Here is a 23,914-nt window from a genome sequence, read left to right as displayed (position 1 = left end):
GCCGCGCATCGCGTGCTCCGGTGGTGGGAAAAGCATGGACATACCGCGAGGAACATTTCGCACCCGGTGGGTTCAGACCGCGATCCTCTATGTTTTGACCGCAACCGCCGCGGGCGCATCCTTCGCCGCAGACTATGCCAGCCCGGAAGACGGCACGACGAACACAACCCAGTCCGGACGCGCACAGCCCCGCCGTCCCGTCGCGCCGCGCGCTTCGGCCGCGCCCGCTTACGGCGACCTGCCGCACCGCGGCCAGACCATGGCGGCGGTCCGCGCCCGATTCGGACCGCCGCGCTCACGGCGCGGCCCGGTCGGGCATCCCCCGATCACGCGCTGGAACTACCACCGCTACCATGTCTACTTCGAAAACAACCGCGTGATCCACACCGTGATACCGAACCACCCCGAACCGCTGTACCACGTAGACCAGCTCCAGGCCCTCCGGCCGTGACGGCACGCCACCTGCCCGCCGAATGGGCGCCGCAGAGCGCCACCCTGCTGGTCTGGCCGCGCGCGAACGGCGACTGGGGCGACGGCGTGACGGCCGCACGCGACACCGTTGCAGCGATGGCGAGCGCCCTGCTTCGTTTCCAGCCCGTGGTCCTGGTGGCGCCGGACGACGACTGTGCCACCGATATCCGGGCGCGCAGCCGCCATGAAGACGCGCCGCTCGCCGGCATCCGGATCGCGACCTGCCCCGCCGACGATATCTGGGCGCGCGACACCGGCCCAGTGACCGTGTACGAGGCCGGCCGGCGCCGATTCGTGGATTTCCGTTTCGACGGCTGGGGCGGCAAGTTCGAAGCCGCGCGTGACGATGCGCTCACGGCTGCGCTGTATGCCGATGGCGCGCTCGGGCCCGGCGACCCCGAACACAACACCGCCGTGCTCGAAGGCGGCAGCATCGAATCCAATGGCCGCGGCACGATCCTGACCACCGAGCGCTGTCTGCTCACCAGTGGGCGCAACGCCGGCTTCACGCGGGCCGACGCCGAACGGCTGCTCGCGCGTACCCTGGGCGCCCGCACCATCCACTGGCTCGCCCACGGCAACCTCATCGGCGACGACACCGACGGCCACATCGACACCCTGGCCCGCTTCGTCGCCCCCGACACGATCGTGCATCAGGGCTGCGCCGATCCGGCCGACGCACACCACGCCGGTCTCGCGGCCATGGCCGGCGAACTGGCGGCGCTGCGCGACGCCGACGGCGCCGCATACAAACTGATCGAGTTGCCGCTGCCTGCGCCCCAATACGACCCGGGGGACGGCCATCGACTACCCGCCGGCTACGCCAACTTCCTGATCGCCAACGGCTGCGTGCTGGTGCCGGCTTTCGATGACCCGGCCGACGCCGAGGCGGCCGCGATCATCGGCCACTGCTTCCCCGATCGCGAGATCATCCCCATCGACAGCCGTGCACTGATCCGCCAGCATGGCGGGCTGCACTGCGCGGCCATGCAGATCCCTGCCGAGCCCGACCATGCCTGACGCCCGCAACCTGACCGTCGCCGTGGCCCAGTACGCCTGCACGGACGACGTGGAAGCCAATCTGGCCAGCGCCGAGCGCTACATCGCCGCCGCCGGGGCCGCCGGCGCCCGTCTGGTGCTGCTGCCCGAGCTGCACAACACGCCGTATTTCTGCCAGCGCGAGGATCCGGCGATCTTCGATTACGCCGAGCCCATCCCGGGCCCGTCCAGCCAGCGTCTGGCGGCGGCGGCGGAAAAGGCCGGCGTGGTAGTGGTGGCCTCACTGTTCGAGCGGCGCGCGCCCGGGTTGTATCACAACACCGCCGTGGTGCTCGACGCCGACGGCCGGCTGGCCGGGCGCTACCGCAAGATGCATATCCCGGACGACCCGGAATACTACGAGAAATACTATTTCACGCCGGGCGATCTCGGCTTCACGCCGATCGACACCTCGATCGGCCGGCTGGGCGTGCTGGTTTGCTGGGACCAGTGGTATCCGGAAGCGGCGCGGCTGATGGCGCTCGCCGGTGCCGAGCTGCTGATCTATCCTTCCGCGATCGGCTGGGATGACGCCACCGACGACGCAGCCGAGCAGGCGCGTCAGCTCGGCGCCTGGCAGGGCGTGCAACGCGGCCATGCCATTGCCAACCACCTGCCGGTGGTGACCTCCAACCGGGTGGGCGTGGAAGGCGATGCCGGCACCGAGATCCGTTTCTGGGGCCACAGTTTCGTATTCGGGCCGCAGGGCGAGACGCGGGCCGAGGCCGGCGAAATGCCCGAACTGCTGATCGCCGACCTCGATCTGCATCGCACCGAGACGCTGCGGCGTATCTGGCCGTTCTTCCGCGACCGCCGCATCGATGCCTTCGGCGACCTGACCCGGCGCTTTCGTGATTAGCCAAACAAGCGCCCGGCGCCCGCTGTCGCGCGACGAACATTAAGCCCGAGCGCCGGGCAACGTAGCGCCACAGCACTCCGACTTCGAGTACTTGCAGACAACGGCTAATCAGTGACTTGCGTTATGTTCCATGAAACGGCAACAGGCCCTAGCCGGCGGGCGACTCGCCGCGACGTTCGCCCCTATGCAATAATCCGCGCCCTCTCATGGTAGCCAGCACACCTCAAATCGCCGCGCCCAGCCCGCTGTCGCCGCCGGCGCTCGTTCCCGGCGCGGCCGCGCGCTGGAGTCGGCTCGCGGGTGCGGCCAGCGCGCTGGCCCTGGCTTGCGTCGCCGCCCAGCGACCGGGGCTGACCGTGGCCGTGGTCGCCGACGAGCATCGCGCCTACCGGCTGGAAGACGAACTGAAGTTCTTCGCGGCGGCGGACCTGCCCGTGCATCATTTCCCGGACTGGGAAACGCTGCCCTACGACGTGTTCTCGCCGCACGCCGACATCGTCTCGCAGCGACTGTCGCTGTTGTTCCGGCTGCCGTCCATGGGCCGCGGCATCGTGATCGTGGCCGCGGATACCCTGCTCCAGCCCCTGCCGCCGCACGCCTTCGTGGATGGCCGCGCGATGGCGTTCGCGGTCGGCGAACGGCTGGACTTCCATGCCCTGCGCGAGCGCCTGGAAGCCGCCGGCTATGCCGCAGTGTCCGAAGTCCGCACGCACGGCGAATTCGCCATCCGCGGCGCGGTGATGGATCTGTATCCGACCGGGTCGGACCAGCCCTACCGGCTGGATCTGTTCGACGACGAAATCGAGACCATCCGCGCCTTCGACCCCGAAACCCAGCGCTCGACCGACAAGATCGACTCGATCCGCCTGCTGCCCGCGCGCGAGTTCCCGCTCGATGACGACGCCATCAAGGCATTCCGCCAGCGCTATCGACAACGGTTCGACGGCGATCCAGGCGCGAGCGCCATCTATCGCGACGTCTCCCGCGGCCTGCCACCGGGCGGGATCGAATCCTATCTGCCGCTGTTCTTCGATCAGGTCTCGGCACTCACCGATTACCTGCCGGGCGACGCCTGCGTGGTGGAACTCGGCGATGTCGCGACCGCGCTGGACTCGGCCTGGCGCGCGATCGCCGATCGCTATGAACAGCGCGGGGTGAATCCGGAACGCCCGATCCTGCCGCCCGATGAAGCATTCATCGAACCGGCCACCCTCAAGTCTGCGTTCGACGCACTCACCGGCGCGCGTATCGTTGACGACGATGATGGCGATGCCGTATTCGCCGCCCAACCCGTACCCAGGCTGGCCGGCGCCGACGTCGCGGCGACCGGGCGTGCATTGCAGACGTTTTTCGAATCGTTCGAAGGCCGCGTGCTGATCACCGGCGATTCCGCCGGCCGCCGCGAAGCCATGCGCGACTGGCTCACCCAACTCGGGCTGGCCCCGGCGCGCGTCGAGGACTGGGACGAATTCACCCGCGGCAACAAGCGCATCGCGGTGACCGCCGCGCCGCTGGAGGCCGGTTGCGTGCTGACCGCCGATGGCCTCGCGGTGATTGCCGAAAGCCAGCTCACGGGTGCCAGGCCGCCGGCCAAGAAACGCCGCCGGGCGCCGGTGCGCGACCCGGAAACCGCAATCCGCGAGCTCACCGATCTCGCGCCCGGCGCGCCGGTCGTGCATCAGGACAACGGGGTCGGGCGCTATCAGGGCTTGATCAAGCTCGCCGCCGGTGGCGTCGAGAATGAATTCGTCACCATCGAATATGCCGGCGGCGACCTGCTGTACGTGCCGGTGGCCTCGTTGCATCTGGTGCATCGCTTCACCGGCGGCGATGCCGAAACCGCGCCGCTGCACCGGCTCGGCAACGACCGCTGGTCCAAGGCGCGCAAGAAAGCGGCCCAGCAGGCGCGTGACACCGCCGCCGATCTGCTCGAGATTCAGGCCAAGCGCGAATCCGCCCCCGGCGTCGCGATGACGCCGGACGAGGCCGATTACGCCAAGTTTGCCGCCCAGTTCCCGTTCGAGGAAACGCCGGACCAGCAGCGCGCCATCGACGAGGTCATGGCCGATCTGTCGCGCGCCACACCAATGGACCGGGTGGTCTGCGGCGACGTCGGCTTCGGCAAGACCGAGGTCGCGCTGCGCTCGGCGTTCGTGGCCGTGTCGTCCGGCTACCAGGTGGCAGTGCTGGTGCCCACCACCCTGCTCGCCCAGCAGCATTACCAGAGTTTTGCCGACCGCTTCGCCGACTGGCCGGTGAGAATCGGCGCGCTGTCGCGCATGCGCACCTCCAAGCAGCGCGACACCCTGCTTGAGGAGATGACCGACGGCAAGCTGGATATCGTGATCGGCACGCATCGCCTACTGGCCAAGGATATCCGCTTCAAGAAGCTGGGGCTGTTGATCGTCGACGAGGAGCATCGCTTCGGCGTGCGCCACAAGGAGCGCATCAAGAGCCTGCGTGCCCAGGTCGACCTGCTCACGCTCACCGCGACGCCGATTCCGCGCACGCTCAACATGAGCCTGTCGGGCCTGCGCGATCTGTCGATCATCGCCACGCCGCCCGAGTCGCGGCTGGCGATCGAGACATTCGTGTCGAAATACGACGGCGTGCTGCTGCAGGAAGCCGCGCGCCGCGAGATGCGTCGTGGCGGCCAGATCTATTACGTGCACAACAAGGTGGCCGATATCGAGCGCAAGGCCCGCGATCTGGCCGAGCTGCTGCCCGAGGCGCGCATCCGCATCGCCCACGGCCAGATGCACGAGCGCGAACTCGAACAGGTGATGCTCGATTTCTATCACCGCCGCTTCGATATTCTGCTGTGCACCACGATCGTGGAGTCCGGCATCGACGTGCCGAGCGCGAACACCATCATCATCGACCGGGCCGACACCTTCGGCCTGGCCCAGCTGCATCAGTTGCGGGGCCGGGTCGGGCGCTCGCATCACCGGGCCTATGCCTATCTGCTCACGCCCGACGATGTCTCAATGACCGCCGATGCCCAGAAGCGGCTCGACGCCCTGGCCTCGCTGCACGATCTGGGCGCCGGTTTCGCGCTCGCCACCCACGATCTCGAGATCCGCGGCGCCGGCGAATTGCTCGGCGAAGGCCAGTCCGGCCAGATCCAGGAAATCGGCTTCGATCTGTATCGACAGATGCTGGAGCGCGCGGTGGCAGCCTACAAGCGCGGCGAAGTGCCGGATGCCGATGCCGACGAGCTCATGGGTGCCACCGAGGTGGAGTTCAGTGCGGCCGCCCTGTTGCCCGAAGACTATATTCCGGATGTGCACATGCGCCTGGTGTTGTACAAGCGCATCAGTGCGGCCAAGGACGGCGCCGCCCTGCGCCAGCTCAAGATCGAATTGATCGATCGTTTCGGATTGCTGCCGGAGCCGGCGGAGAATCTGTTCGCGGCGACCGAACTCAAGCTCCAGGCCGCGCCGCTGGCCCTGTCCAAGCTCGAGGCCGGCCCGGACGTGGGTCGCCTGCATTTCGGCAAGGCCAGCAAGGTCGACCCCGGCACGCTGATCACGCTGGTCCAGGCCGACCCGAAGGCCTACCGGCTGGAAGGCGACGCCAAGCTCGTGTTCTTCCGCGACATGCCCGATATGGCCACCCGCGTCGAGCGCGTGGCCGAACTGCTGGAGAAACTGGGTGCGCCGCGGGTCAACGAAACCGAGGAAGCGGTCGCCGGTTAGATCGCTTGTTGCGCAACGAAAAAGTCCGCAAATGGACGCCGATAACCGCCAATAAGCACGCTTTTATTTTCGGCTTGAACAGGACAGCAGCCGTCGACGCGCCGTACACACAGACACGCCAGAGGCGGATTCAGCGCCGAACTCCGGTCATCATTCGCGGGCTTGATTATGTACGATATTCAGCCGGCTCAATAAGCAAGGACATTCTGTCCGCAAATGCACGCGAATGAGCCCAAATAAAAGGAAGATCAAGGCACCGCGGCTGCAGCTGCGTGAACAATCGCGGCGTCAAGCCTCTGACTGAACTTTGTACATAATTTAAGTTAGCGCGCATTTGCGTTTATTTGCGGACTGCCTTCCGAAACAGCCGCGACAAAACCGTCTAGAGCGCCGGCAGCACGGTTTCCAGCAGGCGCTCGATATCGTGCATGCCCTGGGCCAGGGTCGCCTCGATCTCGGCATGAATCGCCAGCCCGCCGGTCCGGCCGGCGGCCTTGTTCACCACCACCGCGGCGCAGGCATAGTCCAGCCCGGCCTCACGCGCCAGCCCGGCCTCCGGCATGCCGGTCATGCCGACGATGTCGCAGCCGTCGCGCTCCATGCGATCGATCTCGGCGGCGGTTTCCAGGCGCGGGCCCTGGGTCACACCATGCACGGCCTGCTCGGCAGGGTCGAAGCCGAGTTCTTCGGCGGCGCGGATCAGCGCCCGGCGCAGCGCTGGCGCGTAGGGATCGGTGAAATCGACATGATCCAGCTCGCCGCGCGCCGGGTCCTCGTAAAAGGTGTGCGTGCGCCCCCAGCTGTAATCCACGATCTGGTGCGGCACCACGATCCGCCCCGGCCTCATGGTGGCGGTAATGCCGCCCACGGCCGCGACGGCGATCACCTGGCGACAGCCGGCATCCGCCAGTGCGCGGATATTGGCGCGATAGTTGATGGCGTGGGGCGCGATCCGATGGCCGGGCCCATGACGCATGACAAAACAGACCTCGCGACCGGCGAACCGGCCGGCGACCCGCGGGCCCGAGGCCCGGCCGAAGGGGGTGTCCGGCGCGTTTGCGTCGGTCGCCGCGCCCTCAACGCCAGCGAGGTTGGCCAGCGCGGTCCCGCCGATGATGCCGATCGGTGCGCTCATCGGGTGTCGTCCGCCTGACCAATCGCCCAGACCCCGGGCAGCTGGCGGTAATAGCCCTTGTAATCCATCCCGGAGCCGAAGACATAGCGATCGGCCACGGTGCAGCCGACATAGTCGGCGCTCAGTCCGGGGACCCGGCGATCGTGGTCTTTCAGCAGCAGCATCGCCGTGCTCACCGAGGCCGCGCCCTGACTGCGGATGGCCTCGAGAATCGCGGCCAGGGTATGGCCTTCGTCGATGATGTCGTCCACGATCAGCACATGCCGGCCGTTCAGGCGCAGGCTCGGGCTGACCTTCCACACCAGTTCGCCGCCTGCGGTGGCGCCGCGATAGCGGGTGGCGTGCAGGTAATCGAGTTCGAATGGAAACGCCAGGCGCTTGCCGAGTTCGGCGGTAGCCTGCAGCCCGCCCAGCATCACGCACATCACCACCGGGTCCAGCTCGGCCAGATCGCGGGTAATCTCGGTGGCCATGCGGTCGTAGGCCGCGTTGATCTCGGACTCGGAGATCAGACAGTCGGCCCCGGCGTACACGGCTCTGGCCTCGTCATAGCGCTGTCGGTCAAAACCGCTCATCGTCATCCTTGGTTCATTGTTCGCCGGCATCGTCCGGCCCTACCTTGCCCTGGTCGCTGGCGCGTTCGCGGGCGACGTCTTTTTTTTCCTCGGATTGTACCTTCTCGGCGTCGATCTCCTGCTGATCGTCATCCGCGCCGCCAGCCCTGCGCGTACGCGCGACCACCAGTTCGTCCGGCACATGAAGCGTCCGGGTCGGGAACGAGATCGCGCCGCCGTGTTCACGGATACGGTCCTGGACACGCTGCAGCACGCCTTGCTTGACGGCCAGATACTCGGCCCAGTCGGTGGTGTGGGTATAGCAGTAGACCAGCAGATCGAGCGATGAGTCGGAAAGCGAATCGAGATAGGTGAGGACGACCTGGTCCGAATCGATGTTCTCGTCCGCCGCCAGCATGGCGCGGATATCCTCGACCAGATCCGGCACGATGGCGGCGTCCTGATAGCGCAGGCCGATCGTCTCGTTGATCAGGCGATGGCTCATTCGCGACGGATTCTCCAGCGCCACGCTGGAGAACACGGCATTGGGCACGTACAGCGGCCGCATGTCGAAACGACGCACCGTGGTCGCACGCCAGCCGATGGATTCCACCGTGCCCTCGATGTCGCGGTCCGGCGAGCGGATCCAGTCGCCGACGGAGAAAGGCCGGTTCATGTACACGGTCATGCCGCCGAAGATATTGGCCAGCATGTCGCGTGCCGCGAAACCGACCGCAATACCGCCCACACCCGAGAACGCCAGCAGGCCCGAGGGGGATACGCCGAACTGATCCAGCAGCACCAGCCCGGCAATGATCAGGGTCACGGCGCGGGCGAGCTTGGCAATGGCGTCGGCACTGGTGGCGTCCAGCTTGTTGTTGCGCCGCGCGGCGCGCGCCAACGCGTTCTTCTCGATCGTGCCGACCAGCCGGAAGAAGAACCAGACCATGGTCAGCGTAATCAGAATGCCGCGGGCGTTCGGCAGGTAGGCGCGCCAGGCCTGGTCCGAGGCGGTGGCCAGCACGATGGCGATGGAGACGCCGCCGATCCAGATGAGAACCTGAAGCGGACCGTTAACGCTGCGATAGAGCGCGTCGTCCCAGAGGTTGCGGGTCTTGAGCACCTTGCGGTGCAGCCAGGCGAACAGGCCGCGCGTGACCAGATCGAGCAGCCCGGTGAGAACCAGGATGCCGGCCACATCGATCACCGTACCCCAGTCGTTACGCAACGACAGGTAGTGCGACATGAACGCCTGATAGGTGCCGACCACATCCATCAGGCGGCGCTCATCAGCTGTGCTGCGGTCTCGCGCGCGGCGTCCAGGCGCACCGGGTCCGGTGCCGACCGCGACGCGGACCGGCCCAATCGGGTTGCCAGTGCTTCGCGCCGTGCCCGGCCACGATCGGGTGCACCATCGGCCACAGCGCGGCGCGCGATCAGCGCCGCATCGCGATCGTTGCACACGGGCAGATAATCGCAGCCGGCCGCCAGGGCCAGCCGTGTGCGATCGGCAAAATGACCCAGTGCCGCCGCACCGCCCATACTGAGATCGTCGCAGAATACGCAGCCCTCGAACCCCAGCCGCCCGCGCAGGATCTCCTCGATCCAGCGCGCCGAAAGACTGGCCGGACGCGCATCATCCACCGCGGGGAAGCGTACGTGGGCCATCATCACCGAGGCCACCCCCTGATGAATCAGGGCCGCAAAGGGCGCCCAGTCGTGCTCCAGGTCTGCAAGCGCGCGATGGTCGACCGGCAATTCGCGGTGCGAATCGGCGGGCACATAGCCGTGGCCCGGGAAATGCTTGGCCGTTGCCGCACTGCCGGCATCGGCCAGGGACGCGGCAAACGCGCCCGCCAGATCGCTCACGCTCTGCGGCGTCGCGCCGAACGCGCGGCTGCCGATGACCTCGGACACCCCGTAGTCGAGATCCGCCACCGGGGACAGCGGCATGTCCACCCCCACGGCCTGCAGCTCGGTGGCCACCAGCCAGGCCAGTTCACGGGCCGCGGCGCGCGCCCGGACGGGATCTTGCTGATAAGCCCGGCCGAGTGCGCGCATGGGCGGAATGGGGGTAAATCCGTCACGAAAACGCTGCACGCGACCGCCTTCGTAATCGGCCACGATCAGCAGATTCGGACGCACGACACGCATGTCCGCGGTCAAATCGGCCAACTGTTCGCGGCCGGCGAAATTGCGCGTGAACAGGATCGCCCCGCCCACGGCCGGATCAGCGAGCAATTCGCGATCGGCGTCCGTGAGCGTCGTGGACTCGATATCGACCAGCAGCGGGCCGGGCGGCGCCAGTGGGCTCATTGTCCGTCACCCCACTGGCTGTACGGTGCAAATGCCAGCGCATGGTTGTAGTACCGCACGTCGTCGGTAATCTCGGCCCCGAGCCAGTCGGGGCGCGCGAACGCCTCGTCGGGGGCGTCAAGCTCGATTTCGGCAACCACAAGCGGTGCATTGGCGCCCACGAATTCGTCGATCTCCCAGACATGCCCGGCATGCTCGAGCCAGTGGCGAGTCTTTTCCACCGGCGGCGTCAGGGTCAGCTGATCCAGGATCTCGCGGGCTTCAGCCAGCGGTATCGGATATTCATATTCGGCGCGCGACGAACCGACGCGGGCCGCCTTGAGATTGAGGTTCGCCTGCTCGCCCTCGATGCGCACGCGCACCGACGCCCGGCCGGTCTGGTTCAGATAGCCCTGGGCGAAGAACTGGCTCGCATGAGCGGCATCCCGCCAGGCATCGCCAACGACGAGAAACTTGCGTTCGATTTCCACTGCCATGGAGGATCCATTGTTTCTGTCGGGAATTCTATCGCACGAATACCGCCATCGATTCGATGTGCGCGGTATGCGGAAACATGTCCATCACGCCGGCGGCGAGCAGACGATAACCATGACGCTCGACCAGGGTCGCCGCGTCGCGCGCCAGCGTCGCCGGGTGGCATGAGCAGTACACGACGCGGGATGCACCGGTCGCGGCCACGTGATCCAGCACCTCGGCCGCGCCCGAGCGCGGCGGATCGAGCAGTACCTTGTCGGCCCGCTCGGGCCGCCATGCCGGCTGCCTCGCCGGCTCGAACAAATTGTCGACATGGGCCGTGACGTTGGTTGCGCCGTTGCGCGCGGCATTGGCCCTCGCCCGCGCGACCAGACCGGCGTCGCCTTCGACCGTGATCACCGCGCCGGCGCTGCGCGACAAGGGTACGGAGAAATTGCCCAGCCCCGAAAACAGTTCGAGCACCGTATCGTCGGGCCGCACGTCCAGCTCCGCGATCGCGGCATCGATCATCCGGCGGTTGATATCGCCGTGAATCTGCACGAAATCGTTCGGCTCGAAATACAGCCGCGCATCGTAGGCCGGCAGATCGTAGTACAGCGGTTCGGGCGCGCCGGCGAGCGGCGCGATCGTGCTTTCGTCACCGGGCTGCAGGTAAATGACGAAGCCCGTGGCCTCGGCGTAGGCCGATAAACGTTGTCGATCCGCCGGCGTCGGCTCTTCCAGCACACGAAAGACGAGCGCCACGTGATTGTCGCCGGCCGCGACCTCGATCTGCGGCACGGCACTTCGAATCGACAGCTCGTCGATCAGCCGGCCGAGTTCGGCCAGCCGCGCGCCGACTTCCGGCACCAGCACCTCGCAGCGTGACAACTGGGCGATGAACGGGGCACCGCGCTCGCGAAAGCCCACCAGCGTACCGCCCTTCTTGGGCACGTGTTTCACGCCGAGACGCGCGCGCCGACGATACCCCCAGCGGGCCCCGGTCAACGGTTCCAGCACGTGTTCCGGCGCCACGCCGCCCACGCGCGCCAGGGCATCGAGGAGCTGGCGCTGCTTGAATGCCACCTGCGCTTGCGGCGTCGCATGCTGCAGGATGCACCCACCGCAGACGCCGAAATGCGCGCAGCGCGGGGTGGCGCGCTGGCTGGACGCCGAGAACAGTGTCGCCATCTCGGCCTGTTCGTAATCGCGCTTGACCTTGACCGGTTTGTACAGCGCCCGTTCCCCGGGCAGCGTATCGGCCACGAAGATCGCCTTGCCGTCGACATGCCCGACGCCGCGGCCGTTGCTGGCCAGATCGGTGATCTCGACCACGCCGTGCTCGGGCGCTTTCCTGCGCTTGCGCCGACGGCTCATGCGCCGTCCCCGATCCTGAGCTCGGCCAGCCGTGCCTCGCGTGCGGCCCGGTCGCCGGCGTCGACCGTGCCGGTCACATACTGCCAACGCAGCCAGAGTCGATAGCGGGCAATCGCCCGGGCCGCCGGCGCTGGCTGATCCGTGGCGCCGAGCCCCGCCATCAAGCGCAGGCATTCCAACTCCAACCGCGCCGATGGCGCTGGATGATCGGCCGGCGCCGGTGCGACGCGCTCGCCCAGCGCACAGGCAGCGGTTGCCGAAAACCCGGCAGGCAACGGCATGTCGTGGATCAGCGCCCGGGCCGCGAGCAGGGCCCGGGCGACCCCGTCCCAGTCCACCACGGCCACCGCTCCCGATGGCCAGGCGTCGAACAGCGCGCCCAGCCGGTCGCGCTCGTGCGCGCCGGCCGGGCCGATCAGGGACAGGGCGTAACCGTCATCGACGACCGCCGCCAGCCGCTCGATCCGACAGAGATGCCCCGGCAGATCAGCCCGGCCCCAGCGCTGCATGTGGACCTGTTCCAGCGCGCGCGCCACGCCGGCATCGTCCAGCGCGCCGTAATCGGCCAGCCGGCGTGCCGCATCCACGTCCAGCGCGGTATGCGCGACCAGTACGACCGTGGCGGTCGTCACGGTTTGTCGTAGACGCCGGTCGACAGATAGCGGTCGCCGCGATCGCAGATGATCATGGCGATGGTGGCGTTGTCCACCTCGGCGGACACCGTCAGCGCGGCAAACACGCTGCCGCCGGATGACGGCCCGGCGAAGATGCCTTCCTCACGCGCCATGCGCTTCATGGTCGCCTCGGCGTCCGCTTGCTCCACATCGATGATGCGATCCACGCGCGCCGGCTCGAAGATCTCGGGCAGATAGGCCTGTGGCCAGCGCCGGATGCCGGGAATCTTCGATTCACCGGCCGGCTGCACGCCGATGATCTGGATGTCCGGATTCTGTTCCTTGAGATAACGCGAGCAGCCCATGATGGTCCCGGTCGTGCCCATGGTGGCCACGAAATGGGTGATCTGCCCGTTCGTGGCCTGCCAGATCTCCGGGCCCGTGGTTTCGTAGTGCGCGCGCGGATTGTCCGGGTTGGCGAACTGATTGAGCAGGTGGCCTTCGCCGTCGTCGTGCATCTGCTGCGCCATGTCGCGGGCGCCTTCCATGCCCTCGGACTCGGAGACCGACACGATCTCGGCGCCATAGGCGCGCATGGAAGCGCGCCGTTCCTCGCTCATGTTCTCGGGCATGAGCAGGCGCATCCGGTAGCCTTCCATCGCGGCCACCATCGCAAGCGCGATGCCGGTATTGCCGCTGGTGGCCTCGATCAGCGTGTCGCCCGGCCTGATCTCGCCGCGTTCGGCCGCGCGCCGGATCATCGAGAACGCCGGCCGGTCCTTGACCGAGCCGGCGGGATTGTTGCCCTCGAGCTTGGCCAGCAGCGTGTTGGAGGTGTCGCCGGGCAGACGCTGGAGCCGCGTGAGCGGGCTGTTGCCGACGTAGTTCTGGAGCGTGGGATAACTTTTCATGAGACGAGTCTAGCAGTCGCGAGTTCCTGGCTTAACCGGACTTGATGTCAATGCAGGTTGCGACGCGCGGTTTCCATCGCCGCACGCATCTCGCGCACCGCTTCGGCCAGCCCCACGAACACTGCCCGCGCGACCAGCGCATGGCCGATATTGAGCTCGACGATTTGCGCAATCCCGGCGATCCGGCCGACGTTGTCGACGTGCAGACCGTGTCCGGCATGGACTTCGATACCGTGCCGGCCCGCCCACTCGGCGGCCTTGACGATGCGCTCGTGTTCGCGCCCGATCACGCCTTCATCGGGCGCATCGGCATAGGCGCCGGTATGAATCTCGATAAAGCGCGCACCGGCCCGGGCGGCAGCGTCGATCTGCTCGATCTCGGGATCGATGAACAACGCCGCGTTGATGCCCGCGCCATTCAGCGCATCCAGCCCCTGGCGCACGCGCTCGACCTGGCCGGCGACGTCCAGCCCGCCCTCGGTGGTCAGCTCCTCGCGCGATTCCGGCACCAGGCAGCAATCGCGCGGCTTGTGCCGCAGCGCGATCTCGACCATCTCGTCGGTGAGCGCCATTTCCAGGTTCACGGGCACATCGCCCGCCGCACACAGGGATGCGACGTCGGCATCCTGAATGTGGCGGCGATCCTCGCGCAGATGAATGGTGATGCTGTCCGCACCTGCGGCCATGGCCTGCCGGGCCGCGTCGGCCACACTCGGATAACGCGTGCCGCGCGCCTGGCGCAACGTGGCGACATGGTCGACGTTCACGCCGAGGCGCAGGTCCGATGGCTGAATGGTGGTGCTGGCGTTCATGACGGGGCTCCCGAATCGGGTTCGCCGCGGCGGCCGCCGGCGGCGAATTGTTGCATCGCTTGTAGAGTCTGCACGGATTTTAACGGCTTGGCGCCGATGTGCGGGGCCATGGCCGCCTGCATCAGGTCCCGCGCCTGGCGCACCGCTTCGCGATCGGGCAAGCGGCCATGCACCAGGCCGATCAATGTGCGCCCGCCGACGGCGATCTCGTTCGCGGCGGCGCGCGCCGGGCCGCGGCGCAGTCCCTGCTCCGGATGCCAGGCGTAATCGGCCTCCGCCACAACCGGATCGCCGCCCTCGGTTGCAACCAGATTCAGGCCATAGCCCAGCTCTTCCAGCAGGTCGCGCTCGAAAAAACGCAGCCCCACGATTGCCGGTGCGCCCTCGCCCATGGCATCGAGCAACGCCGCCAAGCTGTCGTGAATACGCGGATGCGGATCGTCCCGCGCGGTCAGGCGCATCACCAGCTCGGCCGCGTACAGCCCGCCCATCAGCGCATTGCCTGACAGTACATGCGCGCGCATGTATTCGACCCCGGTGAGCGTATACAACTCGCCCCGGCCGGACCAGGACAGCGCCACCGCGGACAGCGGCTCGAGCAAACCGCGCCAGCGCGATTTGGCCCGGCGCGCGCCCTTGGCAATCGCACCGACGCGCCCGTGCTCGCGCGAGAACGCCTCGACGATCAGGCTGGTGTCGCGCCAGGGCCGCCGGTGCAGCACCAGCGCGGGCGTCAAGTCGACGCGCATGGTCCGCCACGCGGGGCGCGTGCTTCACGGCGATGGCGACACGCAAGAATGTTTTTGTCCGCAGATGCACACAGATGCACGCCGATAAAAGAAGAAGCCCTTATCGTTTCTCCCTTGCTATGCCATCGGCGTCTATCGGCGGTCATCTGCGGACGTCTTCCGTTCGGTCCCGCCCGATCAGTGGCCGAGATCGCGCACGCTGGTCTCGGAATCGATCCAGTTGTCGCGCACCTTCACCCACAGCCGCAGATCCACGCGCTGGCCGAGCCGATCCACCAAATCGAGCCGTGCGGCCCGGCCGATCTTCTTGAGCATGGCGCCGCCGCGACCGATCACCATCGCCTTGTGGTTGTCGCGCGCGACCCAGATGCAGGCATGGATCTCGATCTGCTCACCCGAGCTGTCGAAGCGCTCGATTTCGATCGCGATCGAATACGGCAGCTCCTGCTGGAGGTGCATCATCAGTTTCTCGCGCACCGCCTCGGCGGCGAGAAAGCGCATGTTGCGGTCGGTGTATTCGTCTTCGGGAAACAGATACGGCCCTTCCGGCATGCGGGCGCGGCATTCGTCGATGAGCGCGTCGAGATTGTCGCCGCGCTGGGCCGACAGCGGCACCACGAATTCGAACTCACGGCGCGCGATCATCTGCTCCATGAACGGCAGCAGCTCGGTCTTGTCGGGCACGCGATCGGTCTTGTTCACGACCAGGCCAACCGGTGCCTGGATGCGCTCGAGCCGGGCCAGCGCCGCGGCATCGTCATTGCGCCATTGACCGGCCTCGACCACGAACAGGACGAGATCGATTCCGGCGAGGCTGGCCACGGCGGTCTCGTTCATCACCCGGTTGAGCGCGGTCTTGGCGCCGGTATGCAGGCCCGGCGTGTCGACCAGCGCGACCTGCACATCATCGCGCGTGAGCACGCCGATGATGCGATGCCGCGTGGTCTGCGGCTTGGGCGTGACGATCGAGACCTTCTCGCCGACCAGCGCATTGACCAGCGTGGACTTGCCCACGTTGGGCCGGCCGACCAGCGCCACCATGCCGCTCTTGAGGGAAGAGGATTCGCTCATGTCTGTTTGCCTTCCAGGCGTTGCAGCATCCGCTGGGCGGCGTTCTGTTCGGCCTTGCGCCGGCCGCCGCCCTCGCCCTCGACCGCCTCGCCGCTATCGGCCAGACGACAGCGCGCCACGAAATGCTGGGCGTGGTCGGCGCCGGAGACGCTGACCACTTCGTATTCCGGTCGGGACCGGGCGCGGGCCTGCAGCCATTCCTGCAGGCGAGTCTTGGCATCCTTGAGACTGTCGGCGGTGGGCAGTTCGGCCAGACGCCGACGGTACAACGACAGAATGACATCGCGCGTTCGCTCGAAGCCGGCGTCGCAGTAGATCGCGCCGAGCACGGCTTCCACCGCATCGGCCTTGATCGAGGCGCGCCGACGGCTGCCGGCCCGGTTTTCGCCCGGGCCCAGCACCAGCAGCTCGGCCAGACCCAGTTCGTCGCAGATCTCGGCGAGCGTGCGCTCGCGTACCAGTGACGCGCGCAGGCGCGACAGGTCGCCTTCCGGGGCCGCCGGATTTTGCTCGAACAGGGCAGCTGCGATGACGAAATTGAGAACGCCGTCGCCAAGGAATTCCAGCCGTTCGTTATGATTGGGGCCGGCGCTGCGATGGGTCAGGGCCTGGGCGAGCAGCGCGCGCGCGCTGAAATCGTGGCCGATACGGCGTTCGAATTCGTCGCGCGCCTGGGCGCGGTTGACCGATTCACCCCCGCTCATGCCGGATCAGCCGCCGCCGGGCTGCATGACGGCCTTGTCGTCGAAGCTGTAGACCAACGCCATATTGAATGCCAGCGGCCGACGCACTTCGTAATGCAGGCCCAGCACCCGGGTTGCGCCGTCGTGGCTGATGGTCACGTCATGCGACGACACGCCGGACGCGTACCCCGCTTCGAAATGACGCGCCACGGCGCGCTGGATCGCGATCGCATCGGCATGCTGCAGTGACGGCTTGCGGGCCACTTCGGTCAACGCGTGCTGAATCTCGCGGTTGTTGAGATACACCGGCACGCTGCGTATGGCGATGAACACGATGAGACCGAGCGTGATCAGCACATACAGACCCGACCACAGGGTAAAACCACCCTGGCGCCGCGCCGAGGCGGCCTGCGACATGTCGTTCAATCCAGCCATGTACCGATTCGCGAGAAGCGCACGTTGAAGTCCGAGAAATCGACGCTGAGCCAGATCATGACGGCCCGGCCGACAAGGTCGTGCTCCGGCACGAAGCCCCAGATACGCGAGTCCGAGCTGTTGTCGCGATTATCGCCCATGGCGAAGTATTCGCCCTGGGGCACGGTCACGCTCGCCTGCGGGCCCTGCCGCCCGATCACGTGCAGCATCTTGTGCGGCTTCGCGCCCGGCAGCTTTTCCATGAACAACCGCATCTGGTCGTAAACATCCGCATCCGGCCCGTGATACAGGCCAAGACTCTTCCTGGGTACGGGCTTGCCGTTGATGTACAACTGCTCGTTGCGGTAAGTGATCTTGTCACCGGGCAGGCCCACGATGCGCTTGATGTAATCCTCACTGGTATTGTGCGGATAACGGAACACGGCCACATCACCGCGCTTGGGCTCGCCGGTATCCAGAATCTTGGTGTGCGTCACGGGCAGGCGCAACCCGTACGAGAACTTCGACACCAGCACGAAATCCCCCACGAGCAGGGTCGGCACCATCGATTTGGAGGGAATACGGAACGGCTCGAACACGAAGGCGCGCAGCACCAGAACCGCCAGCAGCACCGGAAAGAACGAACGACAGAACTCGATCGCCCAGTTGCCTTCGGCCCCCGCCGGCCGGCGCCTGGACAAGACCAGCCGATCCACCAGCCAGACGATGCCGGTGATCAGGCAGGCCAGCGTCAGCCAGGCTTCGAAGTTCATGTCGATATGGCTCATGGGGTCGGAATTCCTGGCTAGTCTTTGTCGTCCGTGGAAAGCACGGCAAGGAAGGCCTCCTGGGGAATCTCCACACTGCCGAGTTGCTTCATGCGTTTCTTGCCTTCCTTCTGTTTTTCCAGCAGCTTGCGCTTGCGCGACACGTCACCGCCGTAGCACTTGGCCGTGACGTTCTTGCGCATGGCCTTAACCGTCGAGCGCGCCACGATACGCGTGCCGATGGTCGCCTGAATGGCCACGTCGAACATCTGCCGGGGCACGATGTTCTTGAGCTTCTCGACCAGCGCCTTGCCGCGATCGTAGGCCTGCTCACGGTGCACGATATGGGCGAGCGCATCGACCGAGTCGCCGTTGATCAGCACGTCCAGACGCACCAGGTCGGCAGCCTGGAAACGCACGAAATCATACTCGAAGGACGCGAAACCCCTTGAAACGGATTTCAGACGATCGAAAAAGTCGAGGACGACTTCCGACAGCGGCAGCTCGAAATCCATCTGCACGGAATTGCCCATGTAGGCCATGTTCTTCTGCACGCCACGCTTTTCCATGCACAACTGCATGACCGGGCCGACGAACTCCTGCGGCATCAGGATCGAGGCCTTGATGATCGGCTCCCGGATTTCGTCGATCTCACCGGTAGGCGGCAGTTGCTGCGGATTGGAGATCGCCAGCTCCTCGCCCGCGTGATTGAGCACCTGATAGACTACCGTCGGCGCGGTAGTGATCAGCTCAAGCCCGTATTCGCGCTCCAGGCGTTCCTGCACGATCTCCATGTGCAGCATGCCGAGAAAACCGATGCGAAAACCGAAGCCGAGTGCGGCCGACGTCTCGGGCTCGTAGTTGAGCGAGGAATCGTTCAGGCGCAGCTTGGCCAGTGCGTCGCGGAAATCCTCGTAGTCGTCGGCATTGACCGTGAACACGCCGGCGAACACGCGCGGCTGAATCTGCTTGAAGCCGGGTACGCGCTCGGCGCAGGGGGCGTAGGCATGGGTCAGCGTATCGCCCACCGGCGCGCCGTCGATGTTCTTGATGCCGGCGACCACATAGCCGACCTCGCCCACTTCCAGCGCGGGGCGCGGTTTCTTCTTGGGCGTGAACACGCCCACGTCGTCGACCTCGTATTCCCGTCCGGTCGACATGACCTTCATCCGGTCGCCCTTGGCCAGCCGACCGTTACGGATGCGAACCAGCGAAACCACACCCAGATAGTTGTCGAACCAGGAATCGATGATCAGCGCCTGTAACGGCGCCGCGGCATCGCCCGCCGGCGGCGGCACGCGGCGAATGATCGCCTCGAGCACCTCGTTGACGCCCTCGCCGGACTTGGCCGACACCAGCAACCGCTCGGTGGCCTCGAGGCCGATCACGTCCTCGATCTGCTGGGCAACGCGCTCGGGATCGGCGGCCGGCAGATCGATCTTGTTCAACACCGGCAGCACTTCGAGATTCTGCTCGATGGCGGTATAGGTATTGGCCACACTCTGGGCTTCCACGCCCTGAGAGGCATCCACGACCAGCAGCGCGCCCTCGCAGGCGAACAGCGAGCGCGACACCTCATACGAGAAATCGACATGCCCGGGCGTATCGATGAAATTGAGCGTGTAGGTCTCGCCGTTGGCCGCGGTGTAGTCGAGCGTGACGGCCTGCGACTTGATGGTGATGCCGCGCTCGCGCTCGAGGTCCATCGAGTCGAGTACCTGGTCCGCCATTTCGCGCTCCGTCAGCCCGTTGCAGGCGCCGATGAAACGGTCGGCCAGGGTGGACTTACCATGGTCGATGTGCGCGATAATGGAAAAATTGCGGATATGTGACTGCATTCAGTGGGCCAGCGCCGACACAAAACAATCGCCCCGGCAAAGCCGGGGCGATACGGATTACGATGCGCAGTATACGCGCACGGGCGGGGTTTTTTTAGCCGCCCTGGCTGGGCTGGCCGGTCGCCATGGGCAGATAGAGGCGCACCCCGTCCCGCAGGACCAGTAGCGCGACCGGCCCGTTCGCGTGGCGCAATGCGTCCAGCAACGTCCGCCGATCCTCGACATCGGTCGCACCCACGCTGAGGATCACGTCACCCGCGTGCAGCCCCGCCTGAGCCGCCGGCCCGGGCGCAACGCCGGTCACGCGCACCCCGCCCCGGTCGAGGCCGAGCGCGCGGCGTTGCTTGGTGTTCAGCGATTCGAGCGTCAGGCCGAACGGCGGCTTGTTCGGCCTGGCCTGCTCCTTCGGCGCCCCAGGGCCACCCGCACCGCCCTGCAGACGCGCCGGCAGGGCGGCGATCGTCACCTGCTCGGTACGCGTCTTCCCGTTGCGCAGGATTTTGAGCTTCGCCTTCTCGCCCGGCGCGACCGAAGCCACCAGCGGCGGCAGATCGGACGCCGAATCCACGGTTTGGCCGTTGAAGGCGAGGATCACATCGCCGACATCGATATCGGCTCTGGCGGCCGGGCTGCCCTTGAGAATCTGCGTGACCAGTGCGCCTTCGGGCCGGCTCAGCTGGAATGACTGCGCCAGCTTGCGGTCAACATTCTGGATCTGGACGCCGAGCCAGCCGCGCGTGACATGGCCGGTCGTGCGCAATTGCTTGGCCGCCCGCATGGCGATATCGATCGGGATCGCGAACGATACGCCCTGATAACCGCCGGTCTCGCTGTAGATCTGAGAATTGATGCCGACGACCTGGCCGGCCATGTTGAACAGCGGCCCCCCGGAATTGCCGGGGTTGATCGCGACATCCGTCTGCAGGAACGGCACATACTGATCATCCGCCAAGCTGCGGCCCTTGGCCGAGACAATGCCGGCGGTGACCGACGTCTCGAACCCGAACGGCGAACCGATCGCGACCACCCAGGCGCCGACATCGAGCTTGTCCGGGTTACCGATCGCCACTGTCGGCAGATGCTTCGCCTTGACCTTGAGCACCGCCACGTCGCTGTCCGGATCGGCACCGACCACGCGGGCGATAAGCTGACGGCGATCGTTGAGCTTGACCACGATCTGGCCGGCGCCAGCGATGACGTGGCGGTTGGTCAGAATATAGCCGTCCGGCGAGATGATGAAGCCGGAACCCAAGGAGACATGTTCGCTGTCATCGGGCATTTGCGGCGCACGCGGCCCCTTGCCATCGTCATCGCCGAAGAAATGGCGCAACCAGTCACCCAGCGCACCATCCGGCCCCGGGCTCTGCTGCCCCTGCGACGGCGAGGCGTGGTCGGAACCGGAGCCGGCGGCGTTGCCGGGCGGTTGGCCGGCCTGGGCAGGCAACGCGCTAATGTTGACCACCGCCGGCGAGACGTTCTTGACCAGCCGGGTGAAGTCCGGAAGCCCGGACACCAACGGCTTGTTTTTATTGCCCGCGTGGCCCCCTTGTCCATCCGGGCCCGCAGATGCGTGGTCGGCCCGGGCCTGGTTGCTGGATTGCGAGTCATCACGGCCGCAACCGCCAAGTACCAGCGCGCAGCTCACGACCAGGATGACCCATCCCGCGCGTGTGCAAAGCATTTGCATTGCATCGTCCCCTTGTTTGTTGTGGACGCCGTGTCTCCCTGACGTCTTCGCTCAGTCTACCGCGCCAGCGAGCGATTGGGCCGTTGCGCCCGGCTCCGCAGCACGGTCCCCGGGGCCCTCAGTGACTGGGCGATGCCTTGTTTGCGGCCTTTTTCGTCTGTACCAGATTTTCGGCAATACGGCGCGCGGTGATGGCCGGGACTTCGCCCACGACCGTGATCTGCGTGTGATTCACGATGTCGCCGTAGGCATTGACTGCCCCCATGCGGGTTGCCCCCTTGAGCGGAGCGCGCAGTCCGGCGGGCGCAATGAAGGCCGAAACCGTGGCCACGCCATCGGTGAACAACATCTGCCGCACCGAGGCCTTCGACGTCAATTGCCGCACGCCATCCTCGGCGAGCTTGAAACCGGGCGGGAGATCGGTCGCCTTCCATTGTTCCTCGGGCGCGTCCGAGGCGCTCTCGGCCACGTGAACCGCCTGATGGCGCACGATGCGAAAACCGTGCACATCATAGCTCGGCACGAATTCCGAGTCGGAAATCTTCTTGGGAAAGGAGACTTCGGTGAACATCATCTGCTCGAGCCGCTTGCCGTGGTCGAGCAGGTCGAGCTTGAGCGGCAACTCCGTCTTACTGTCGATCAGCATCTTGTAGCCATAGCGAAACTTGTCGCGTGGCCGGATGGCGATCACCCGGCACGCCCGGCCCGCCGAGCGCGTGGTGCCCATGTCGACGACCTTGTAGTTCGCCTTGAGCTGCTTCGGGGAGAAGTGCGACACGCTGCCAAGCAGGCTCTTCGGCGGGTGCTCGGAGACCAGCACCAACCGATGGTTGGGCAGGATCGACGTCACCTTGTTGCCCTTGCGGATCACCTCTCGCGCCTCGCCGCTCAGCGAAATCAGGCGTTCCTCTTCCATGTGGTCGTGGTAGCGATGCACCACCTTGAGTGTGTCGGCGTCGCCGCTGCGCAGGTACACGATAACGCCGCGATAGGTTTCGTGGCGTACGGCGTCGGAAGCCTGACTGAGGAGGTCGATGGCCTTCGCGCTATCACTGTCATGCTGATGCGGCGCCGCGACGGCCGGAGCGATCAATCCGAATGCAAGGAGGAACGCAGTTAGCGCTCTCGTCACTGCGGCACATCCTGTCCGTACGCGGCTACCCGCACCAGTGCCGGCGTCGTGCTCGACATCCCGTAGCCGCGGGCCATGCCGTTGTGGTCGACAAGATAGCCGTTGAGCTCGTCGCGCACCGCGGGGTCGGACACCGACCAGTGGTCAGCCGGGCCATCCGACGACGACAGGCCGCGCGAGCGCGCCCCGGCCGCCGCGCCGTCCGACGCGACCGTCTGCGCATGCGCCGATTGCGCGTGTACCGAACTGAAGTCGGCCAAGCGGTTATTCCAGCCGCCGCTGGCAAAGCCCTGGCGCTGACTGCCGGCCGCATCCCGGGTACGCGTGGCCGCCGGACCGTCATTGGCGCTCGCCATGCGGCCTTCCGAGCCCGAGGTGCCGCTACGCACGAATGGATTACCGGCAAGCAGCACCACGCCGGCCACCGAAGCCGCCGCCGCCATGCCGGCCACGCCGCGCCAGCGACGTGTGCGCCGCCGCGGCGCCATGCGCACGATGTGATCGCGCGGGGCCACGGTTTCGGGACGCTCATCCGCAGCAATTGCCGCCATCACCCGATTGGCGAAACCGGTATCGACATGGACGGCCGGCTCGGCGCTGTGAGAACGCAGTGTCGTCCGAATCCAGTGCTGGCGCGTCCAGCTATCGCGCAGTGACTCGTCACGCAGCAACGCATTGACCACCGCATCGGCCTCGTCTCGCGTGGCCTCGTTATCCAGAAAAGCGGACAACTGCTCGTTCATAACAACCTCACTTGTCCGAAAGGGACACCAGCTTTTCCTCGATCGCCGCACGCGCCCGGAATATTCGCGACCGTACCGTACCAACCGGACAATCCATTGACTCTGCGATCTCGTCGTAACTCATGCCATCCAGTTCGCGCAACATGATGGCCGTCCGCAGATCCTCGGGCAGTTCGCGTATGGCCGTGATCACCGCATCGCGGATCTCTTCGCTTTCCAGCAGGGCCTCGGGGGTCGCCTGCTCGGAAAACCGATCCATATGCCCGAACGCCTCGGCATCCGCCACGTCGATGTCCTGGCTTGCCGGTCGTCGCGACCGGGCCACCAGGTAGTTCTTCGCGGTATTGATCGAAATACGATAAAGCCATGTATAGAACGCGCTATTGCCCTTGAACCCGGCGAGCGCGCGGTAAGCCTTGATAAAGGCTTCCTGCGCGACATCGGGCGCTTCGGCCGGACTGACGTACCGCGCGGCCAGCTTGACGACCTTGTGCTGATACTTGCGCACCAGCAAATCGAATGCGCGATCATCGCCGGCCTGTGCCCGCGCAACGAGCTGATCGTCGGAAGCGTCTTCGCTCATCTAAACGCG

Annotated in this window: 23 protein-coding genes; 4 read left to right on the top strand and 19 right to left on the bottom strand. The window is 66.3% G+C overall.

What is annotated here, in order from left to right; translation table 11 throughout:
- Positions 1-34: 34 nt before the first annotated feature.
- From SALB1_RS13670 to mfd, 4 genes are all read left to right on the top strand, one after another.
- Positions 35-451, top strand: coding sequence for a hypothetical protein (locus SALB1_RS13670; RefSeq protein WP_145961328.1), 417 nt, complete (start codon positions 35-37; stop codon positions 449-451).
- Positions 448-1,491 (top strand): agmatine/peptidylarginine deiminase, encoded by a 1,044-nt coding sequence (locus SALB1_RS13665; protein ID WP_109994364.1) that lies wholly within the window; start codon positions 448-450, stop codon positions 1,489-1,491. Before SALB1_RS13670 ends, SALB1_RS13665 begins: the two co-directional genes overlap by 4 nt.
- Complete coding sequence (locus SALB1_RS13660) at positions 1,484-2,368, top strand: carbon-nitrogen hydrolase (RefSeq protein ID WP_109994363.1); 885 nt, start codon at positions 1,484-1,486, stop codon at positions 2,366-2,368. Before SALB1_RS13665 ends, SALB1_RS13660 begins: the two co-directional genes overlap by 8 nt.
- Positions 2,369-2,574: 206 nt before the next feature.
- Positions 2,575-6,066, top strand: coding sequence for a transcription-repair coupling factor (mfd, locus tag SALB1_RS13655; RefSeq protein WP_109994362.1), 3,492 nt, complete (start codon positions 2,575-2,577; stop codon positions 6,064-6,066).
- Positions 6,067-6,448: 382 nt separating this feature from the next.
- Here mfd and SALB1_RS13650 read toward each other — a convergent pair whose 3' ends face one another.
- The 19 genes from SALB1_RS13650 to rpoE form a co-directional block, all read right to left on the bottom strand.
- Positions 6,449-7,201 carry an S-methyl-5'-thioinosine phosphorylase gene (locus tag SALB1_RS13650; RefSeq protein ID WP_109994361.1) on the bottom strand — a complete coding sequence of 251 codons (753 nt, stop codon included), beginning with the start codon at positions 7,199-7,201 and terminating at the stop codon, positions 6,449-6,451.
- Entirely contained in the window at positions 7,198-7,776 is a 579-nt protein-coding gene (locus tag SALB1_RS13645) for a hypoxanthine-guanine phosphoribosyltransferase (protein ID WP_109995446.1), read from the bottom strand. Before SALB1_RS13645 ends, SALB1_RS13650 begins: the two co-directional genes overlap by 4 nt.
- 13 nt (positions 7,777-7,789) lie before the next feature.
- Entirely contained in the window at positions 7,790-9,031 is a 1,242-nt protein-coding gene (locus SALB1_RS13640; protein ID WP_109994360.1) for a mechanosensitive ion channel family protein, read from the bottom strand.
- Complete coding sequence (nagZ, locus tag SALB1_RS13635; protein WP_255414402.1) at positions 9,031-10,071, bottom strand: beta-N-acetylhexosaminidase; 1,041 nt, start codon at positions 10,069-10,071, stop codon at positions 9,031-9,033. The genes SALB1_RS13640 and nagZ overlap by 1 nt, the downstream gene beginning before the upstream one ends.
- Positions 10,068-10,547: a CYTH domain-containing protein gene (locus tag SALB1_RS13630; protein ID WP_109994359.1), complete on the bottom strand. Its 480-nt coding sequence runs from the start codon at positions 10,545-10,547 to the stop codon at positions 10,068-10,070. Before SALB1_RS13630 ends, nagZ begins: the two co-directional genes overlap by 4 nt.
- 28 nt (positions 10,548-10,575) lie before the next feature.
- Positions 10,576-11,901, bottom strand: a complete 1,326-nt coding sequence (gene rlmD / locus SALB1_RS13625) for a 23S rRNA (uracil(1939)-C(5))-methyltransferase RlmD (protein ID WP_109994358.1) — start codon at positions 11,899-11,901, stop codon at positions 10,576-10,578.
- On the bottom strand, positions 11,898-12,533 hold the full coding sequence (locus SALB1_RS13620) for a hypothetical protein (protein WP_109994357.1): 636 nt from the start codon (positions 12,531-12,533) through the stop codon (positions 11,898-11,900). Before SALB1_RS13620 ends, rlmD begins: the two co-directional genes overlap by 4 nt.
- A complete protein-coding gene (cysM, locus tag SALB1_RS13615) occupies positions 12,530-13,426 on the bottom strand; it encodes a cysteine synthase CysM (RefSeq protein ID WP_109994356.1) in 897 nt (298 codons plus the stop codon). Before cysM ends, SALB1_RS13620 begins: the two co-directional genes overlap by 4 nt.
- Before the next feature lie 47 nt (positions 13,427-13,473).
- On the bottom strand, positions 13,474-14,238 hold the full coding sequence (locus SALB1_RS13610) for a pyridoxine 5'-phosphate synthase (RefSeq protein ID WP_109994355.1): 765 nt from the start codon (positions 14,236-14,238) through the stop codon (positions 13,474-13,476).
- Positions 14,235-14,987: a DNA repair protein RecO gene (gene recO, locus SALB1_RS13605; RefSeq protein WP_109994354.1), complete on the bottom strand. Its 753-nt coding sequence runs from the start codon at positions 14,985-14,987 to the stop codon at positions 14,235-14,237. The genes SALB1_RS13610 and recO overlap by 4 nt, the downstream gene beginning before the upstream one ends.
- Positions 14,988-15,164: 177 nt before the next feature.
- Positions 15,165-16,058 carry a GTPase Era gene (era, locus tag SALB1_RS13600; protein ID WP_109994353.1) on the bottom strand — a complete coding sequence of 298 codons (894 nt, stop codon included), beginning with the start codon at positions 16,056-16,058 and terminating at the stop codon, positions 15,165-15,167.
- Positions 16,055-16,762, bottom strand: coding sequence for a ribonuclease III (gene rnc, locus SALB1_RS13595; RefSeq protein WP_109994352.1), 708 nt, complete (start codon positions 16,760-16,762; stop codon positions 16,055-16,057). The genes era and rnc overlap by 4 nt, the downstream gene beginning before the upstream one ends.
- A 6-nt stretch (positions 16,763-16,768) precedes the next feature.
- Positions 16,769-17,176 (bottom strand): DUF4845 domain-containing protein, encoded by a 408-nt coding sequence (locus tag SALB1_RS13590; protein ID WP_109994351.1) that lies wholly within the window; start codon positions 17,174-17,176, stop codon positions 16,769-16,771.
- Entirely contained in the window at positions 17,164-17,943 is a 780-nt protein-coding gene (gene lepB, locus SALB1_RS13585; RefSeq protein WP_109994350.1) for a signal peptidase I, read from the bottom strand. Before lepB ends, SALB1_RS13590 begins: the two co-directional genes overlap by 13 nt.
- Before the next feature lie 17 nt (positions 17,944-17,960).
- The gene (lepA, locus tag SALB1_RS13580; RefSeq protein WP_109994349.1) at positions 17,961-19,760 is read right to left on the bottom strand and encodes a translation elongation factor 4; all 1,800 of its coding nucleotides are present in this window, start codon (positions 19,758-19,760) and stop codon (positions 17,961-17,963) included.
- A gap of 94 nt (positions 19,761-19,854) precedes the next feature.
- The gene (locus SALB1_RS13575; protein ID WP_255414401.1) at positions 19,855-21,447 is read right to left on the bottom strand and encodes a DegQ family serine endoprotease; all 1,593 of its coding nucleotides are present in this window, start codon (positions 21,445-21,447) and stop codon (positions 19,855-19,857) included.
- Between the two features lie 118 nt (positions 21,448-21,565).
- Positions 21,566-22,579 (bottom strand): MucB/RseB C-terminal domain-containing protein, encoded by a 1,014-nt coding sequence (locus tag SALB1_RS13570; RefSeq protein ID WP_109994348.1) that lies wholly within the window; start codon positions 22,577-22,579, stop codon positions 21,566-21,568.
- Entirely contained in the window at positions 22,576-23,322 is a 747-nt protein-coding gene (locus SALB1_RS13565) for a sigma-E factor negative regulatory protein (RefSeq protein ID WP_109994347.1), read from the bottom strand. Before SALB1_RS13565 ends, SALB1_RS13570 begins: the two co-directional genes overlap by 4 nt.
- A 7-nt stretch (positions 23,323-23,329) precedes the next feature.
- A complete protein-coding gene (gene rpoE, locus SALB1_RS13560) occupies positions 23,330-23,905 on the bottom strand; it encodes an RNA polymerase sigma factor RpoE (protein ID WP_109994346.1) in 576 nt (191 codons plus the stop codon).
- Positions 23,906-23,914 lie beyond the last annotated feature (9 nt).

The sequence above is a fragment of the Salinisphaera sp. LB1 genome (assembly GCF_003177035.1).
Lineage (GTDB): Bacteria > Pseudomonadota > Gammaproteobacteria > Nevskiales > Salinisphaeraceae > Salinisphaera.
This window is presented reverse-complemented; position numbering and strand designations above follow the sequence as displayed.